The 18731-nt window shown below is 40.4% G+C and carries 20 protein-coding genes; 8 read left to right on the top strand and 12 right to left on the bottom strand.

The window, feature by feature from the left end; genetic code table 11:
* Positions 1-23: 23 nt before the first annotated feature.
* Both ACMX3D_RS25920 and lipB read right to left on the bottom strand, forming a co-directional pair.
* Positions 24-254: a hypothetical protein gene (locus tag ACMX3D_RS25920; RefSeq protein WP_482752462.1), complete on the bottom strand. Its 231-nt coding sequence runs from the start codon at positions 252-254 to the stop codon at positions 24-26.
* A gap of 129 nt (positions 255-383) precedes the next feature.
* On the bottom strand, positions 384-1055 hold the full coding sequence (lipB, locus tag ACMX3D_RS25915) for a lipoyl(octanoyl) transferase LipB (RefSeq protein WP_482752429.1): 672 nt from the start codon (positions 1053-1055) through the stop codon (positions 384-386).
* Between the two features lie 609 nt (positions 1056-1664).
* Here lipB and hpf point away from each other — a divergent pair.
* Complete coding sequence (hpf, locus tag ACMX3D_RS25910; RefSeq protein ID WP_482748654.1) at positions 1665-2315, top strand: ribosome hibernation-promoting factor, HPF/YfiA family; 651 nt, start codon at positions 1665-1667, stop codon at positions 2313-2315.
* Positions 2316-2430: 115 nt separating this feature from the next.
* Here the strand turns inward: hpf and ACMX3D_RS25905 are convergent, their stop codons facing one another.
* The 4 genes from ACMX3D_RS25905 to ACMX3D_RS25890 form a co-directional block, all read right to left on the bottom strand.
* Complete coding sequence (locus ACMX3D_RS25905) at positions 2431-2889, bottom strand: peroxiredoxin (protein ID WP_482748653.1); 459 nt, start codon at positions 2887-2889, stop codon at positions 2431-2433.
* Positions 2890-2967: 78 nt separating this feature from the next.
* Complete coding sequence (locus ACMX3D_RS25900) at positions 2968-3522, bottom strand: 1,2-dihydroxy-3-keto-5-methylthiopentene dioxygenase (RefSeq protein WP_482748652.1); 555 nt, start codon at positions 3520-3522, stop codon at positions 2968-2970.
* Positions 3523-3744: 222 nt separating this feature from the next.
* A complete protein-coding gene (locus ACMX3D_RS25895; RefSeq protein WP_482748651.1) occupies positions 3745-4191 on the bottom strand; it encodes a tellurite resistance TerB family protein in 447 nt (148 codons plus the stop codon).
* A gap of 179 nt (positions 4192-4370) precedes the next feature.
* Entirely contained in the window at positions 4371-4508 is a 138-nt protein-coding gene (locus ACMX3D_RS25890) for a hypothetical protein (RefSeq protein ID WP_062294792.1), read from the bottom strand.
* 697 nt (positions 4509-5205) lie between these two features.
* On the opposite strand from ACMX3D_RS25890, the gene ygfZ reads away from it, so the two are divergent.
* Entirely contained in the window at positions 5206-6192 is a 987-nt protein-coding gene (gene ygfZ / locus ACMX3D_RS25885; RefSeq protein WP_482748650.1) for a CAF17-like 4Fe-4S cluster assembly/insertion protein YgfZ, read from the top strand.
* Between the two features lie 19 nt (positions 6193-6211).
* On the opposite strand, the gene dacB is transcribed toward ygfZ, so the two are convergent.
* Positions 6212-7681 (bottom strand): D-alanyl-D-alanine carboxypeptidase/D-alanyl-D-alanine endopeptidase, encoded by a 1470-nt coding sequence (dacB, locus tag ACMX3D_RS25880; protein WP_482748649.1) that lies wholly within the window; start codon positions 7679-7681, stop codon positions 6212-6214.
* A 211-nt stretch (positions 7682-7892) separates the two neighbouring features.
* Positions 7893-9803: a heavy metal translocating P-type ATPase gene (locus tag ACMX3D_RS25875; RefSeq protein WP_482748648.1), complete on the bottom strand. Its 1911-nt coding sequence runs from the start codon at positions 9801-9803 to the stop codon at positions 7893-7895.
* Between the two features lie 91 nt (positions 9804-9894).
* On the opposite strand from ACMX3D_RS25875, the gene ACMX3D_RS25870 reads away from it, so the two are divergent.
* The 4 genes from ACMX3D_RS25870 (at position 9895) to ACMX3D_RS25855 (ending at position 13200) form a co-directional block, all read left to right on the top strand.
* Positions 9895-10644 (top strand): glucose 1-dehydrogenase, encoded by a 750-nt coding sequence (locus ACMX3D_RS25870; RefSeq protein WP_482748647.1) that lies wholly within the window; start codon positions 9895-9897, stop codon positions 10642-10644.
* 333 nt (positions 10645-10977) lie between these two features.
* A complete protein-coding gene (locus ACMX3D_RS25865) occupies positions 10978-11427 on the top strand; it encodes a hypothetical protein (protein WP_482748646.1) in 450 nt (149 codons plus the stop codon).
* Between the two features lie 364 nt (positions 11428-11791).
* Positions 11792-12394 carry a hypothetical protein gene (locus tag ACMX3D_RS25860; RefSeq protein ID WP_482748645.1) on the top strand — a complete coding sequence of 201 codons (603 nt, stop codon included), beginning with the start codon at positions 11792-11794 and terminating at the stop codon, positions 12392-12394.
* 173 nt (positions 12395-12567) lie between these two features.
* Positions 12568-13200 carry a glutathione S-transferase family protein gene (locus ACMX3D_RS25855; protein ID WP_482748644.1) on the top strand — a complete coding sequence of 211 codons (633 nt, stop codon included), beginning with the start codon at positions 12568-12570 and terminating at the stop codon, positions 13198-13200.
* Between the two features lie 229 nt (positions 13201-13429).
* Here ACMX3D_RS25855 and ftsH read toward each other — a convergent pair whose 3' ends face one another.
* From ftsH to ACMX3D_RS25840, 3 genes are all read right to left on the bottom strand, one after another.
* Positions 13430-15391: an ATP-dependent zinc metalloprotease FtsH gene (gene ftsH, locus ACMX3D_RS25850; RefSeq protein WP_482748643.1), complete on the bottom strand. Its 1962-nt coding sequence runs from the start codon at positions 15389-15391 to the stop codon at positions 13430-13432.
* Positions 15392-15416: 25 nt separating this feature from the next.
* Positions 15417-16136, bottom strand: coding sequence for a dienelactone hydrolase family protein (locus ACMX3D_RS25845; RefSeq protein ID WP_482748642.1), 720 nt, complete (start codon positions 16134-16136; stop codon positions 15417-15419).
* A gap of 77 nt (positions 16137-16213) precedes the next feature.
* The gene (locus tag ACMX3D_RS25840; RefSeq protein WP_482748641.1) at positions 16214-16888 is read right to left on the bottom strand and encodes a phosphoribosyltransferase; all 675 of its coding nucleotides are present in this window, start codon (positions 16886-16888) and stop codon (positions 16214-16216) included.
* Between the two features lie 541 nt (positions 16889-17429).
* Between ACMX3D_RS25840 and crcB (ACMX3D_RS25835) the strand changes: the two genes are divergently transcribed.
* Together crcB (ACMX3D_RS25835) and ACMX3D_RS25830 are read left to right on the top strand one after the other, a co-directional pair.
* Positions 17430-17813, top strand: coding sequence for a fluoride efflux transporter CrcB (gene crcB / locus ACMX3D_RS25835; RefSeq protein WP_482748640.1), 384 nt, complete (start codon positions 17430-17432; stop codon positions 17811-17813).
* A 74-nt stretch (positions 17814-17887) separates the two neighbouring features.
* A complete protein-coding gene (locus ACMX3D_RS25830; RefSeq protein WP_482748639.1) occupies positions 17888-18226 on the top strand; it encodes a DUF190 domain-containing protein in 339 nt (112 codons plus the stop codon).
* Between the two features lie 85 nt (positions 18227-18311).
* Here ACMX3D_RS25830 and crcB (ACMX3D_RS25825) read toward each other — a convergent pair whose 3' ends face one another.
* Positions 18312-18722, bottom strand: coding sequence for a fluoride efflux transporter CrcB (gene crcB / locus ACMX3D_RS25825; protein ID WP_482748638.1), 411 nt, complete (start codon positions 18720-18722; stop codon positions 18312-18314).
* Positions 18723-18731: the final 9 nt, after the last annotated feature.

Here is an 18731-nt window from a genome sequence, read left to right as displayed (position 1 = left end):
CCAATAACAAATGACAAATGACTCTACAAATATTCACGCAAGAAATCAAACGGATCATCTTCCCAGCAAGGTTCAGGTGTCATCAAGTGCAAATTGCTGTTGATGTCAGCTTCAATTTCGTCGCCATCTTCCCTGTCAAACAGTTCTATCAACGCTTTCCAGTCGCGTTGTCTGAGGGAATTTAACGCAGGTGCATACATCTGTAGATTGATTAGGGATTTCACACGCAAGATTTGAGTTAAAGGCTGTAACAAATTTGTCGCTTTGTTGGTCAACCACCATATTCTAACTTGGTTATATCCATAACTCAGTTAGATTGATGGATACTAAGTAATATTTCAAACAAAATCAACTGTTACCAGAAAAAAATTATTAAATTGCCATTATTGGGTGGATTCCACAATATCAACACCAAACACATCTGCAAAACATTGGACAATATGAGGACGTACCTGTTCACAGGTAATACCCGGAATCCATTCAGCTAAACAGGCGACTGGTTTATCAGCAATACCACAGGGGACAATATGTTGAAAGCCTGTCATATCAGGGCAAACGTTTAAAGCAAAACCGTGCATAGTAATCCAACGGCTGACTTTAATCCCAATAGCTGCAACTTTGCGATTTTCTAACCATACACCAGTAAAACCAGTCAGGCGATCGCCTGCCAAACCATAAACAGCCAACACCCGAATGATCACTTCTTCCAGTTGACGCAAGTACCAATGCAAATCTTTACGATGACGTTGCAGATTTAAAATGGGATACCCCACCAGTTGACCGGGACAATGGTATGTTACTTCGCCACCACGTTCAACTCTGTGGACATCAAAATTACTGTGATCAAGGTCAAACTTGAGAAATTCTGGTGTAGCGCCTTGACCCAAGGTATAGACGGGAGGATGCTCTAGCAAGATTAACACATCATCAAGGCTAGGGTCTTGAATACGTTCGCTAAGAAGCGATCGCTGCCATGCGTGTGCATCTATGTAAGGCATCAATTTTTGGTTATATAACAAACAGCGGTTGCGTGGTGGTCTATTACTACGGATCATGCCAAAAATCAACTGAGAGAATAATGAAATATATTGCAACTTCGATAGTTGCACAAAACAATTGTCAAGCTATGCAAAGGATTTTAAAGGAACATCAAGGGAACCTGCTATGTAAATTACAAAGTGCTAGTTTGAATATATAACCGCAATGGTCTTAGGAGGAATTCTCTGCAATAAGCATCACGCCAAAACAACCAGAAAGAATGAACTGGCTGATGACTCTAATAATATAGAATGCATCTTTAACTAAAAGAAACTTGTACAAAGAGTTGTGTGATCAACTAACAACAAGCCAACCTATGAGAATACATACAAGTTGCTTGAATGTACAAGATAGTTAAGATAGCAGTTGCTCAAAGTTAGATACTTAAGAATTCTGCGGCTCAAACCAATTGTTTAGCAGCAATCGGAAAAAAAAGCGCAGACATCCACTAAGGATATCAATCAAGGGAACGCGTAAAAATTGAAAGCAGCAAATTTAGAGCAAGCTCAGCAGTACATTAAATTACAACAAAACTTGTTTTGGCGACAGTCATAGACCTTACCGCAACTTCCTTTCTCACAAAACCAACTCACATCACACATCAAATATAGAGCGGGAGAGTTTACATGAAGCTTGTCATCCACGGCAAAAATATTGAAATCACCGAAGCAATTAGGGATTACGTGCATCAAAAAATAGAAAAAGCGGTTAGTCACTTTCAGAACATTACAAATGAAGTGGATGTCCACCTAAGCGTAGCTCGCAATCCCCGAATTAATCCAAAACAAGCAGCTGAAGTCACTATCTATGCAAATGGTAGTGTCATCCGTGCCGAGGAAAGCAGCGAAAACTTATACGCCAGCATTGATTTAGTGGCAGATAAAATTGCCCGTCAATTACGCAAATATAAAGAACGGCGGCAAGATAAGAAAACTCATGCTCAACCTACAAACGAAGTAGTTGTACCAGAACCAGTTGTACCAGATTTAATAGGCGATCGCACTCCCGAATTACCCAGCGAAGTTGTACGGACGAAATATTTTTCCATGCCACCGATGACTCTAGCAGAAGCATTGGAACAATTACAACTAGTGGGACATGACTTTTATATGTTCCGCAATGCCGAAACTGGAGAAATTAACGTTATTTACGAACGCAACCACGGTGGGTACGGCGTAATTCAACCCCGCAATAATAACGGCCATACCAACGGCAAAAACGGTAAGGTAGCTCACAACAACATTATTGTTCAGGAGAAATCACACTCAGCTAAATAAATAGTATTAGGGTGGGACTTGCCCACCCTTCAAACCTCAGTTAACTAATTTTGGATTTGCAAACCCTCAAGACCAGGCTGTTTCTCCAACGCACTCAGCACTCAGCACTCAGCACTTACTTATTGAGAGCTTGCAGAGTTTTCAGCGCTTCTGTAACGTGTCCTTGAAAGTTCAACATCGAATCAAAGACATACTGCACTACTCCTTGTTGATCGATAACATAAGTCACCCGACCAGGAAACAAACCAAAGGCAGCAGTTGCACCGTATTGCTTACGTACTTGGTCTCCTTTATCACTCAAGAGAGTGAATGGTAAGTTGTATTTCGCTGCAAATTTTTGGTGAGATTCGCTGGAATCACCACTTACACCAATCACTTCAGCGCCAGCACTTTTAAATACTTCGTACTGGTCGCGGAAAGCACAAGATTCGGCTGTGCATCCAGGTGTATCGTCTTTGGGATAAAAGTACAACACAACAGCTTTTTGACCACGAAAGTCTCTCAAGCTGACAGTGGAACCATTTTGAGCAGGTAGAGTGAAATCAGGAGCAATATCTCCAACTTTAACAGCCATAGATTTGTGAATAATTGCGATCGCACATTTTGAGCTATGAATGATATTATGCCGTTTTAAGATGTATTGCCGAAATAGTTAGTACGGCTTATTGAGCGAATCACTCAATTGAGTACCTGTGTAATTGGGAACCCAACCTTCTGCTGATGTGAAATAGCGCACGGCTTTAAAATTTAATGATGCTGTTAGACTACACCAATGCTCAACCCCTGCTGGGATAGAAATGTAGTCTTGAGCTTGAACTAAAAGCTGTACTTGGCTACCATCTGGTCTAACAAAACCAAAAATTATTTCTCCTGCTAATACATACAAAGGTTCCGCCGCAGTATGAGTATGGTAACGACTATAAGTATCTATCAGCATCTGAAGATTAGGTACGCCTGGATGCACATTCAGCAAGTCACACCAGAGAGAACCATTTTCTTTTTGGAGAAATTCAAAGACGCTGTTATGCAATTCTACAATGTAGTTCTTTTCTAAAGCTGTCAAAACGTCCTGCTCTAGGAGATTAGCGAAAAGAAGAGATGTTCCTGGGTCAAAGTGTTTGAGATACACACCAACAGGAGCTAGTTCTCGTACTATCTCACTTAAATCGCTCTCGACTGCACCATCTTCTAGTAATAGGATCGCCATGACAGAAAAATTTATAATTAAATGTTAAAAAAAGTATACTCAAAATTGGAGCAATAAGCCACAATTGCCGATAGGCATACTGGAGTATATATCTCAGTTATATAACTATACATCAAGCGCGAACCATTCTCAATTTGTGATTTAAGCAGCCAAATCCATCTTTAGTAAGTCAAGTTCAAGAAAATCACAGGATATTAGATGAGTAGGACTACTTTAAAGTCATTATCTCTGATTTTTGAGCATTAAAACTTGCAATATTTTGATGGCGATATCACGAGGAATATCTAAAGCCTGGTACAAGTCATTTAAAAAATTTTTTTCTTCTTCAGTGACTATGCTTTCAGTCATTACTAAATCAGCAGCTACAGCAAAAGCGGCTTCTCGTAGTTCTGGTGATAAAGATTCTTTAGCTGCATTAAATAAAGCATTAAAACCATCGCGTCGAAGAATGCTTAGGTTTTTTTCTAACAGCTTGTTTATGAGTTCTTCAGAATAACTGCTAAAAAGTTTGAGCCGCGACAGTACAGAAGAAATACTACGCGCTTGTTGTTCTGAAAGCACAGCATCTGAAGTCATAGCTACCAAAGCAATAGCAGCAAAAGCTTCGGCTGATGTCAATACCTCTGGGGCTTGGTTTTCTTTGCCCAGGATTGTGTTTAATAAATTCATGATTTTTGCTCCTGGATTGGGGTCTCAGTAGCGTACAGTTACCTGTATGTTGCTTAACTTGCAGGTAGTTCTGCAACGCTGTGAGACTTTCAAAGTTTAGTGTTCCCAGGATTTCTTGACGGCGAACACCTACCTGCACTCGGCGGTTTGCAGCAAGTAGGACACCTTTAAGCTCTAAGTTAGCGTTCTCCTGTTTTTTCAATTGTTTCTATCACTGCCAATCCTATACCAGAAGCTGCAATTAGCAGTACTGCTGATAGCAAATAGGCGTTAGTAAGCATCCGAAGGGCATCATCAAAGAAAATATAGGTGGTCATTGCATCACCTTTGAACTCTATATAGCTAGTACTACTTATTTCTCAACATGCTGACTCATGATTCCCGTTGAAAAATTCCTAGCAATTGCATCTTAACAAAACTTTAGCTCCTAAATAATGGTTTTCTAATTTTTTATTTCTGAAGATTCTATGAATTTCAGCAGAATTTGGTAAATAAAAAGACGGAAAATTTTTCATGGATAAAATTAGACATTCTAAGTTACCGCAAAATTGGCTATTTAGTTAGTAAATTAAATAACATAGAATTTTATTGAACCTCTATTGTCTAACTGAAAAATCCTAACAAAATGCTTATTGTTAAAGCAGTATAGACAGAACTACTAAATATATTGTCAATTGAATACTGATGAGAAAAGTTTTTGTAAATTGATTTTTAAAGTTTAAACTGTTTTTTCAATAATTTTTTTGATTAGTTAATCATTACTCCGGGTAGAAAATATGGTTAACGTGCTAGTCAACATAGAGAGCTAGTTTTGTAACGAATTGTAAATAAAGCTGAGATCATCTGTTGCGTATCTCAATTGCAGGTTTTTTTGTTGACTGTTTGTTAACCGTCAGCAGTCAACTAGTAATAGTGGCTCGGTTTGGATGATGTGCGTTACATTGAAGCGGTAAACCGGGATTTGCTAAGATTTCCAGTGCGTAAACTTTTGCAACAGGGCAACTCTTCACTACCATGCCAACATCGACAATTGACGGTAAAGACGCAGTAGCTATCCAAGCTGTAAAAGAAGGGGTGGCTGTGTGCGATCGCTCTTTTTGGGGACGCATCCGGGTTTCAGATGACGATCGCATCCGCTTTTTACACAATCAAAGTACCAACGATTTCCAAAGCCTCAAACCAGGACAAGGCTGTGATACGGTGATGCTGACATCCACAGCCCGCACAATTGACTTGGTGAGTGCATATATTCTGGATGATGCGGTGCTGCTGTTAGTTTCGCCTAATCGTCGAGAGTTTTTAATGCAATGGTTAGATCGCTACATCTTTTTTGCTGACAAGGTGCAGTTAACCGACGTAACAGAAGAAACTGCAACCTTCAGCCTCATCGGCCCAGATAGTGATGCAATTGTCGAAAAATTGGGTGCTGGGGCAATTATCGGTCAACCCGATGGCCATCATTTGTTAATTGATGGTGGGATAATTGTGGCCGTGGGTAGCGGTTTAGCTTTGCCTGGATATACGCTCATTCTACCAGCGGCCGAAAAACAGAAAGTGTGGCAGCAAATTTTAGGCTTAGGCGCAGTAGAATTGAGCGATCGCGCTTGGGAAACTTTACGCATTATCCAAGGTAGACCAACCCCAGATGCAGAACTAACAGATGATTACAATCCCCTAGAAGTTGGTCTATGGCAGACTATTTCTTTCACTAAAGGTTGTTACATTGGGCAAGAAACCATTGCCCGGTTAAATACCTATAAAGGTGTGAAACAATACCTCTGGGGAATTCGCCTTAACGCTCCTGTGGAAGTTGGCAGTGCGATCGCTCTTGGAGATGAAAAAATTGGTAAACTCACCAGTTATACCGAAACTAGCGACGGTTACTTTGGACTCGGATATATCCGCACCAAAGCTGGTGGTGTTGGCTTAAAGGTACAAGTGGGAGAAGTTGAGGGTGAAATTGTCGAAATCCCCTTTGTTTCCCATGAGTATCCACAATAATCAAATTATTGTGCGATTGTTATGAACAACGACGTAACTGTGTTAACAACACAACAATCTCATCCATTGCTTGCCGAATAGTGCTGGCTGGTTGTTCAGATTGATTCACCATAATACTAAAAGCTAACGGTTCATACTGAGGTGAATCAATATATCCTGATAGAGAAATTGCACCTCTTAATGTACCTGTTTTGGCTTGGACAATTCCCTGAGCCGATGTATTGCGAAAGCGATTTGCTAAAGTTCCACTAACTCCAGCTACAGGTAAAGAAGCGCGAAAAACTTTGGCTTCTGGGGATGCGGCCATGACTTGTAAAACTTGTACCAAAGCTTCTGGAGTAATTAAATTCTTCCGCGATAAACCGGAACCATCCACTACGCTATAACTGCTGGGGTTAACTTTTAATTGAGTTAAAGTTTCTTGCATCACTTGTAACCCAACATCAGCAGTACTTTGATTTTTTGCTAATTCTTTTTTGTGGGCTAAAGTTCTTAATAAAGCCTCAGCAAACAAATTATCACTATTTAAATTCATCTCCTTAATCAACTCAGATAAAGGTGGAGATTCAATTGCGGCAACTTCTCGTTCATGACTACCACCATTAGCGCTAATTGTTTGTTTAACAGAAATTCCTTCTGCGGCTAAACTTTGACGAAAGTAGCGTAAGAAATTTTGTGTAGGGTCAAATACAGCGATTCCAGTAACATCCGGTAGTGAATTTACAGGAAGTTGTCCTTGTATATGCAGCACAGCACCTTTTAAATCACGCCGAACTTCTACTAACCCTGGTTCATCTTTTTGAACAGTTACAGTATTGTTTTCCACTCGCCACTGATATGCTTCTGTAGGATCAGCCCACTTAATTTGTAATGGCTTTCCTACAGTTTGAGGCAACACTGTTAAAACAGCAGCATTTTCATTCAAAATAAGGCTGTTGACTGGTGCGCCATAATCAGCTTGGACATCTTCCCATTGCCAACTGGGATTAATCACTTCTCCTTGAAAATAACTATCATCAGCAATTAATTTATTAATTTGAGTAATACCCTGTTGGCGTAACTGTTTTGCTAATAGTGTTAATTGAGGATTTTTGAAACTAGGATCTCCTTTACCAACTACACGCAAACTTCCATCAGCATCTTGATAAACAGAGGTACGAATGCGAAAATCTGCTCCTAATTGCTTGAGTGCTGCTGCTGTAGTTAACAACTTAGTATTAGAAGCAGGAATAAAATATTTTTCAGCATCATGACTGTAAAGAGTTTGAGTAGAAACTAAGTTTTTCACTAAAATTCCCCAGCGGGCGCGACTGAACAAAGGGCGATTAATTGTTGCATCTATAGATGTCCCTAGTTGAGCAGGGCAAAGTGATTTTGTGGGAGTTGCTGGAGGAACTGGAGTTTGCGCTGTAACTGCTTGTTGGGTAATACCAATATGAGTCCCAAGAAACAATAGCATCAAACTCAGGGAAATTTTTTGATAAAACATACTCAAACTTCTACATTGAGAACTGACAGTGATATTAAGCTGTCACCGATTTAACTTGCACATTTTTTGGTTTGCTGTTGACTGCTGGCTGTTGACTGTGAACCGTCAGCAATCAAAGAACCTGATGATTAATTGTGTAATTAAAAGGTGCTGTATTTTACCATCAATCTCACAGCCATGCAATATTGTAAAATGGAGGCGATCGCAGTAGTTAATATCTCAGCAATCGCAAACCGTTAAGAGTAACTAGCACTGTAGAACCTTCATGGCCAATTACACCAAAAGGTAAGTTAATATTCCCCAAAAAGTTAGCCAGCATTAGCAAGGTAATTGATGTCAGCGCAAAGGCGATGTTTTGTTTGACTACAAATTGCGATCGCTTGCCTAATTCCATTGCCGCTACAAGTTTTTCTAATCTATCTGCTATTAAAACAATGTCTGCTGTTTCTAATGCAACATCATTACCTGCACCGCCCATTGCTATACCTACAGATGCTTGGGCTAAAGCTGGGGCATCATTAATACCATCTCCCACCATCGCCACAGTCTGATATTGTTTCTGCAAGCTACGGATGAGGTTTAGCTTATCTTCGGGTAGCAATTGGGCGTATATCTGAGTAATACCTATAGCTTGGGCCACACTTTCGGCTGTACGTTGGTTATCTCCGGTAATCATGACAATTTGTTCGACTCCCAGCTGACGCAAACGGCGAATAGTTGCGGCGGCTTCTGGTCGAATCATATCTGCAATTGCGATCGCACCCATTATTTCTGTTTCTTGTGCAACCCAAACAACAGTGTTACCTTCAGATTCCCAAGTATGAGCCAAATCGTTTAATCTTTGGGGTAATTCATTAACATACTGTTGAATGAAAGTGGCATTTCCCAGAGTGATTTTTTGATTTTTAACATAACCGACAATACCTTGTCCTGGTATGGCTTGCACATCCACACCACGTTCCCAGTTGAAATCACCCGCTGCTTGAACAATGGCTTTAGCAATGGGATGCTCAGAAAAAGCTTCTAAAGCTGCTGCTGTTTTTAATACATCTGCTTGTGTATATGCCTCAGTAGGAATTACCTGAGATACTTGCACTTGTCCTGTTGTTAAAGTACCAGTTTTATCAAATGCGATCGCCCGGACTTTGCCCATATTCTCTAACTGTGCGCCATTTTTAAACAAAATCCCTTGTCTTGCACCGTTGGCAATTCCCGACAACAGTGTTGGCATAATTGCAGCCATCAGCGCACAGGGAGAAGCTACCACCAAAAAAGTCAAAGCGCGATAAATTGTTGTTTCCCAGTCCCAACTCCAAATAAACGGCGGCAAAATTGCCAACAATATGCCAGCAATCACAATTACCTTGGCATATCCCCGCTCAAATCTGGCGATAAACTCTTGGGAAGGTGGCGCTGATTCTTGTGCTTCTTCTACTAAACGAATTACCCGCTGAATCAAATTACTGGCTGCTGGCTTGTGTAATTTTAACTTTAGCGCCCCATAACCGTTGAGTGTTCCAGCAAAAACTTCATCACCTACTGTTTTTTCTACAGGTAAAGATTCACCAGTAATCGCTGCTTGATTGATAGTGCTGTAACCAGACAAAATGATGCCATCAGTCGGAATTAACTCTCCTGGTTTGACAACAATTTCATCCCCCACCTTTAGCTGACTGATGGGTAGCATCTGTTCTTGTCCTTGATGCAAAACCCTAGCGGTATCTGGTGTCAAACTCATCAAACTGCGGATACTTCGTTCAGTGCGCTTCATAGCATAGCCTTCTAATGCGCCGCTAATGGCAAAGATGAGAATTAAAATTGCCCCATCAATAATTAAGTAATATTCGCCGCGCCATAAACCTAAACCAGCTGCACCAATGGCAGCCACAATCATCAATAAATCTACATCTAGTTCTTTCTCTTTAATTAAAGTCGTTAATCCCTCACGGGCGCTTTCGTAACCACCAATAACGTAAGCAGCAGGTAACAAAAGCATTGCCCATCCCAACCAACCCAGATGTAAGGCGAACCATCCGAGAAATAATAACAGTCCACAAAACAAGGCTGCTAAGATATCGGCGTGTTGTTTAGTGAATTTGGTTAAATGCTGTGGGTAAAGCATGACAGTGAAATCATTGACAACTGATCTCACGTTAAACTTTGACATTAATGTTAATGTCAAGCAATTATTATTCCACCAGGAGGCATTGTGAATGGCACGCTTAAATAACAAAACCGCTGTAATTACAGGGGGGACAACAGGCATTGGTTTTGAGACTGCTAAACAGTTTGTGGCGGAAGGTGCGCGGGTAATTATTACTGGACAAGATGAAGAACGTTTACAAACCGCAGTCAAAGAACTTGGTTCTGGTGTAATTTCTGTGTTGGCAGATGTGCGATCGCTTGCTCAACTTGATACTTTGGCAGAAAAAGTAAAATCAGAATTTGGCAGTCTTGATATTTTGTTTGCCAATGCTGGTATCGGATTTTTTGCACCTTTAAAAGCAATGGACGAAACGTTGTATGATCAGCAATTTGATATCAACGTTAAAGGTATCTTTTACACTGTACAAAAACTATCTGGATTACTGAATGAAGGCGCAAGTGTCATCTTAAACGCTTCATCGGTAAATGAAAAAGGTATGGCGATGGGCAGTGTGTATTGTGCAACTAAAGCTGCGGTTCGTTCTTTTGCGCGGACTTTAGCTGCTGAATTAGGAAGCCGTCAAATTAGAGTTAACGCTATTAGTCCTGGTTTAATCCCTACTAATTTTCAGAAGAAGATGGGATTATCACCCGAAGCCCTCGACGATTTTGGCAAGTATATTAAGCAAACAGTACCATTGGAACGCTTTGGTAAACCAGAAGAAATTGCTGCGGCTGTTGTTTTTCTCGCCAGTGATGAGTCATCTTACATGACTGCGATAGATTTAGTTGTTGATGGTGGCTACATGAACGTCTAGTTTCGTGACACGGCTAAATCAGCAAAATATAGACCAATAGCTTTATCGCAGGTTAACCCAACTTTGTTAGAGATGTTGGGTTTCATGTTTCCATCCAAAATTGTATAAGCTTTGGCAATTAACATCCAAGAATAGCTTCTTACTATATCAAATGTTATATGCAGAAGTTTGCACACTCACATAAAGCAGGCAGTGGCAGAAGTTGTCACTCTATAAAAAGAGCGAATTTAGCTAACAACTTATGATGAGTAAACCTCTGTCTCAGGAACGTTTTAGTTCAGTAGTGAAATCCAGTAAATCTGATAATGCTAAAACTAAATGAGACGAGACTCTATGCAACTAAATTATTTGATGAAACGGCTTTCTTTTATTGGCAGTTGGATAGCTACAACAGTTCTTTGTTTATCTGCGATCGCTTTTATTTGGCAAGGGGCATTTTTCTCTAATAATTCGGCAATGGCGGCTCCTGCTGTTAACTTGATTGCATCATCAGACGCAGGCGATAAAGTACAAGAAAAAGCCCGTGAAGATGCTGGACGCGCCAAGAATTTTATTCGAGATACCGCAAATAAAGTTGAGCGCACCGCTAATAAAAATGCTGCGCGAGTTGAAGACGCTACAGATAACAGTGGTAACTTTATTGAGCGCAAAGCCAAAAGCGATCGCAACACAATTGAGAAAAGAGCAGAGGAAGATGCTGCTCGGACTCAAAAAGCAGTAGACAACACAAAGAATGCTGTTGAACGCACAGTAGATAGCATCAAGGATACTTTTGGCAAGTAGAAAATTAACATAATAATCTTGCTGAATTTGTAAGATTTTTTATGTTGTCTGTTCTTAGTTATTCCTCACAAACGCTTTAGGAATACTTGCCTATTAAAAAATCAATGTACATTAAACCCCTCTCCAAACCTCTCCCCTGTAGGGAGGAGCCACTGCGTTGCGCGAGTAACCCGCGTTGTAGCAAGTGACGTAGAGGCTTTGATTGTTACTCCCCTTCCCTACAAGGGAAGGGGTTGGGGGTTAGGTTTTATGTTAGCTTTTCCACATAGCGTGAAAAGTTAGATTTAATTCAGGTTATTTACTTGATATTAAACTTGCAATGTACATTGATTATGTCTTAATAATTTTATTTGGTAGTAATGCAATGTATAGTCACAATTACAATTCAAATGCCATACAAAACAATGGTAATTTTTGGCAAAAGAAAATAACTCTGATCACACTGCTAATTAGTGGATTGACTGCTTGTGCTTCTGAACCAAAGCAACCTGATGTTGTTGTCGTTCCTACACCGCAAGCAACAGTTACTGTCACCGCGACTCCTGCACCAACAACTACTGTAGTTGTCACTCCGAGTCCGCAAGTAACAACCATTGTTCCAACTGAACCAATTACAGATTTATTAGTAATTACCAACGCCAACAAACAGACACTTGTCAATAGACCAGTAAATTTTCAAAATGTTAATGTTCAAAGTGTAGTAGGCGATCGCACTTTTTGGGTTGGTTCAAGTAATACTCAAAGATTATTTGTAGTATTAGCCCCGAATCTAGATGCAGGAACGGCGGAAAATAAAGTTGTTGTGAAAAAAGGACAACTATTAGATTTAGCAGGTGTACTCAAACCTGTTCCCAGTGTTAAACAAGCCCAACAGCAATGGAAGGGTTTAACTGCAACTGAGGCGCAAGGACTAAAAAACCAAATCATTTATCTTGAAGCCAATCAAATTAAATTTAAGTCAAGCTGATAGTTATTTAACAAGTTTTAGGTGATAGTGGTTATGGCAAAAAAGACTGTGATGACCTATTGCCGAGTTATCCTCTTTGTCGCCTTAGTGCCATTTCCAACCATCACCGCGATCGCATTTATTGATAAAGTATCTTTGTCTTGATTGGATTTTTGCTCAAAAATCTTATAATTATGGCAAAACTTACCGTTTACGGAACTCCTCTCAGTACTTATGTTCGTACTGTCCGGTTGCTGCTTGAGGAAGCAGGTGTAGACTATACCCTTAAAGACATTGATATCTTCACAGGTGAAAATAAGTCGCCAGAGTACCTCGCCAAAAATCCTTTTGGTAAAGTGCCAACACTGGAAGTAGATGGAGAAGTAATTTACGAAACTTCAGCAATTACTGACTATCTAAATACAGTCTTTGCCAATAATCAGTTCAGCTTATCTGAGCCGATGCTTCAAGCTCGGATGCGTCAGATTACTACAATTATTGATAGCTATTTTTATCCTGCGGCGATTGGGACAATTGTCATTCAACGTATGATTGTACCTATGCAGGGAGGCAAAACAGATGAGGATAAAGTAAAAAATGCGATCGCACCTGCACAAACCGCCATACAAGCAATTGAATCGATAACTGTTGGTAGCCCATATCTACTCGGTAGTCAACTAACTATTGCCGATTTTTACCTCATTCCTGTTTTTATTTACCTTTCCCAAACTCCAGAATACGAGACAATTACTGCTCAAACTCCAAAACTGCGGGCTTGGTGGGATGCAGTCAACCAACTTCCAAACGTGAAAAAAGTCTGTGCATAACCGCAGTTCACTAGTAACATCGGATATTCTTACTGCTCAATAGTTTTCTCGGATGGGTATCTTGCTTGTTGTATTGTTCAGGCAGGCAAGATGCCCATACATTAATAATGCAAGGCGACACATTAACAATGTAAGGCATCGCATTAACAATGTGAGGTGACACATTAACAATGCAAGGCGACACATTAATAATGTGAGGCAACACATTAACAATGTCAGGACTATTAACTTAGCTTATCTTTTGTTTGCCATTGAGAGTTGCTTGTTTGAGCAAAGTATTTTGAGGCAAATTGCCAGTCCATAGCCATTGATTCATATCTGTTGGAGTTTGAACGCGTAATAATTGCGATCGCAGTTCTTGTCCTTCTAAAACTTCTTTTTCTAATAAAGCTTCTGCTGTCTCGATTAATAACTGGCGATTTTCGTCCAAGATTGTCAAAGCAATATGGTGTGCGCCATCAACAATTTCTTTAACTTCGTTGTCAATTTCTTCGGCAAGCCTGGGACTAACTGCTCGTCGCGGATTGGTTAAACTATCGATAAACTGTTGTTGAATTTTCTCAAATGCGATCGGCCCCAATTCATCACTCATACCGTAAAGAGTGACAAATCGCTCTGCTAAATCGGTAGCTTTTTGAATATCATCACTCGCACCAGTAGATGACCTACCAAAAATTAATTCTTCGGCAGCGCGTCCGCCTAAAAGTGTGACAATTCGACCGCGAATTTCATCTTCTGTCATCAAAAAGCGGTCTTCTTCAGGTAGTTGCAATGTGTAACCCAAAGAACCGACACCACGAGGAACAACAGAAATTTTTTCAACAGTACCAGCACCAGGCATTAAAGCACCAATCAGTGCGTGACCAACTTCATGATAAGCAACTGTTTTTTTCTCCGTTTCATTGAGAACCCGTGATTTTTTCTCTAACCCGGTTAACACTCGTTCAATCGCTTCGTTAAAGTTAGCCATTGTCACGGCATCATTATTATTCCGGGCGGCTAACAGTGCGGCTTCATTTACCAAGTTAGCTAAATCTGCGCCTGCAAATCCTGGAGTTCGGGCTGCTAACTTTGACCAATCTACATCAGGCGCTAGTCTCACATCTTTAGAATGAATTTTGAGAATTGCTTCTCGACCAATTTTATCTGGGCGGTCTACGACAATTTGACGGTCAAAACGACCAGGACGACGCAAAGCAGAGTCAAGAACTTCGGGGCGGTTGGTAGCAGCGAGAATAATTACTCCGGTGTTGGCATCAAAACCATCCATTTCTGAGAGCAATTGGTTGAGTGTTTGCTCTCGCTCATCATTACCACCCAAGATTGTGCCGCCACTAGCGCGTGATTTACCCAAAGCATCTAACTCATCAATAAACACAATACAAGGCGCTTGCTTCTTGGCTTGCTCGAATAAATCTCTAACTCTAGCTGCACCAATGCCGACAAATAACTCAATAAATTCCGAACCAGAAATACTAAAAAAAGGCACACTAGCTTCACCAGCGATCGCTTTTGCCAGTAATGTCTTGCCTGTTCCTGGCGGCCCCACCAGCAACACACCTTTGGGAATTTTCGCTCCTAAGCGAGTGTATTTGGCTGCGTTTTTGAGGAAATCTACAATTTCTTGCAGTTCTGCTTTCGCTTCATCTACTCCAGCCACATCATCAAATTTTACCCCTGTAGTTCCTTGGGAATAAATTCGTGCATTACTTTTACCAACAGTTAAAGCAGCAGGGCCACCAATTTGACTGCGACTCAGCAACCAACCCCAAACTGCAAAGAAAATCACAGGCGGTAAAATCCAACTGAATAAAGTAGAAATCCAACCTGTGCGACTGGGTGGGGCGGCGGAAAACTCAACTTGATGTTCCCGCAGAATTTTAGGTAACTCTAAATCCATTGGCACAGGTAAGGTGACAAAAACTCGATTGAGTTGAGTACCTGTTTTTGGTGTAGTTGCTTCTGATTTCAGTTCATATTCAATGCGATCGGAACTGATGACGGCACGAGAAACTTTACCCGCTTCTACCTGAGCCACAAAATCGCTGTAGGGTACTCTGGGATAGCGAGGTTCGCTAAAGAAAATCAAATTTAAACAGATAATTAATGCCAACCAGAGCAGTAAACCTCCGCCAAATTGCCTGGGTTCAGGTGATTGAACTTTGCGTTCGCCATCAGTTTCTACTGGCATGGTGAATTACTCCTTCATGAAAAAGTTAATTCAGCGACATACTTTGTAAATCTATTTCTCCTGGCTGAGATGGTTTGAGATAGTGTTTAAACCATTGACTTGCCAAGCGTGCTACTTCTTCTAAGGCTCCAGGTTCGCTAAACTGATGAGTCGCACCAGAAATAATCTCTAGTTGTTTGTTGAGTGCCGGAATATTTGCCAGTGCATCCTGATTCATTGCTACGATAGGCAAATCGTTGCCACCAACAATTAACAAAGTCGGGGCTTGTACACAAGCTATAGCTTCATTAACTAAATCAGTTTGTCCACTCCGAGAAACAATTGCTCTCACAGCCATCGGGCGTGTTGCGGCGGCTAGTAATGCTGCGCCCGCACCTGCATCTGCACCAAAATAGCCGAGTTTGAGATGGCTGGTGAAGGGATTTTCTAATAACCAGTCTGTTACAGCAACTATGCGGTTACAGAGGAAGCTAATATCGCTACGAAAATGTTTGGTACGCTGATCGATAGCTTCTTCTTCTTTGGTGAGTAAGTCTATCAATAGAGTTGCTAGGCTGGCTTCCTGACGTAATACATGGGCGAGATAGTGGTTGCGAGTACTGTAGCGACTACTTGCACTGCCATGCGCAAACAATACAATACCTTCCGCACCAGTAGGTACAACCAATTCGCCTTTGAGCCTAAAGTTTTCGCGTTCGACAATGACTATTTGCTCTTCAGTGTTCAGTAATAATGTGGTGTTCATAACTTTACCCTGATGATGAATTTCAATAGAACTTATGCAACAAGATTCTTGATTTTGATATGCTTTATTTTTCCTGTTTATACATAAGTTTTATCTGTATTAGTATTGATAGCTGAATGTCTTGCAAGTAAATCGCGTACTTCTGCGTCGGTTGTTTGCGAAAAGTCTTCATACCAAAGACCGATCGCATACAATGACTCTGGCATGACTAAACAAACTACTTCGTCTACTTCGGCTTGTAATTGTTCGCAGGTTGAAGGTGGTGCGACGGGAACAGCTACAATAAGGTATTGGGGTTGCTGTTTTTGAACTATGGCAATGGCAGCAAGCATGGTTGAGCCTGTAGCAATGCCATCATCTACTAAAATCACGGTACGGTTTTTGATTTCTGGCGGGAGTTTATCCCCTCGATAAGCGCGATCGCGTCGCTGCAATTCCCGCAATTCTTTGGCTGCTACTTCATCAATTGTGCGACTGTCGATACCCAAATTATCGACGACATCGTAATTTAACACTCGCACACCACCTGAAGCGATCGCACCCATTGCTAGTTCTTCATGATCAGGTACGCCCAGTTTTCTGACTAAACATATATCTAGTGGTGCATTGAGACTGGTGGCGATTTCATATGCTACTGGTACACCACCACGAGGCAAACCCAATACTAACAAATCTTGGCGGTTAGCATAAGCTGTTAGTCTTTTTGCTAACATCTTGCCTGCTTCATGGCGATCGCAAAATTTACTTGTCATAATTTTCAGATCCCGTGGAGAGGGACGCATAACTGACATGGATACAGAAAACTTGCCATTGTGTTCACCCTTGTTTAGTCATAGGATGAAAATTGCAAATTGCTAGTTCAAATCAAAATTTATCCAATCCAGTTTGTTTAATTCAGCAATAATTGAAGAGATATCTTGAAACTATTGCTCAATATCTAGGCAAAAAATATCTCTTGCTCTCCCCACACTCTTATCTGAACCAGCTATCTGCTTTTATATTTAGAAGTTAATTTTGAGGTACTTGTGAATCTAGGTAATTATCACTTGCTCATTGCAATAAAACTTAATGCTATTGATTGGCATTTTTCACCTTGTTATCACCTTTTACTTCTACCTTTATATTAGCGCCGTATGGTATTAATGTTTCAAATAGATACAAATTAGCCAAAAATTTTTATATGCTTAAACAATATCAGCCAAATGTAGTACTGTAACCTTGATGAACAACTGAATTCTGCTTTTAAAATTAATTTCTGACTATTCTATTTAATATATTTAACGATTTACCTCTATGAACTCTGTAATTGAGGTTATTTTTGCAATTAGCTTAGGAGCAGTGCCAGGTGCGCTAAGCCGCTATTACCTAACTATATTGTTTGCGCGTAGGTTTGGCATAGCATTTCCCTATGGCACCTTATTTATTAATGTGACAGGAGCTTTTTTGATGGGATTTTTTGCTACTCTTATATCTAAGTTAGCAATTGATTCTAGTTTATCCTTGTTAATCACAGTAGGATTTTTAGGTTCTTATACAACATTTTCAACTTATGCTCTCGATACCTCTAATCTCCTAAGAACGAGAGATTATAAAGCGGCAATATTTTACTGGGTTGGTACTCCCATTTTAGGATTTTTAAGTATAGAACTAGGAATTTTATTGACCAAGATGATTTAAAAATCCTATTTGAATAGAGGCAAAAAGCAAAAAATAGAAAGTAAATTAGTTTGTAATTTACTGAGGATGATTACATGAATACCCTAGAGCGTTTAACCATTTATGTTGGCGAATCAGATCACTGGCAAGGAAAGCCCGCGTACATTGCTTTAATCGAGGAAGCCCGACGAAGAGGAATGGCTGGAGCAACTGTAACTGGAGGATTAGCAGGTTTTGGCAAACATCAACAGCTGCATACCGCAAGAATTTTGGAATTATCCTCTGATTTACCGATGGTGGTGACAATTATCGATACAGCAGAGGCGATCGCTGCCTTTGTGCCAACTGTACAACAAATGATAGCTGGAGGTATAGCTATTCAAGATACAGTCAAAGTGATTCATCATGCACCAATAACAATTCCTCAAGCCTGAAGCTCGATTAAATGGAGAAGATGCTAGAGGCGATCGCTTTCTGTTGAGTAAATACAGAGTTGCTTTTAGTAATTTTGGTTAGTCATCATTCTTCCTTAATACGAATCAATTCAGCGAGAGCATTTCCTAAAAAAAGGCTCAAAAGAGCAAACATAGAACTACTTAACCAGTAAACTAAATCAACTTCAAAGCTGCGTTGTTGAAGTAACCTAGCTGTATCTAACTCATAAGTTGAGAAAGTAGTATAAGACCCTAAAAAACCTGTAGTCACCAATAATCGTATCTCAGGATGAATTGTGATTAATGATCCTAGTGCTAGGCTTGTAAAAAAACCCATAACAAAACATCCGCTAATATTAATGATCAGCGTATTGTAGGGAAATGCTACACCAAAAAGCTGAGTCAACCATAAACTTAGGTAATAGCGGGAGAGTGCGCCAGCAATTGCACCTAAACTGATACCAACAGAGGTACGAACCGCAGAGTTTTGCAGCATAATCGCTAG

This window comes from Anabaena sp. TISTR 8404, from assembly GCF_056847745.1.
Note: the sequence above shows the minus strand (reverse complement) of the source record. Positions and strands in the feature narration are given on the sequence as shown.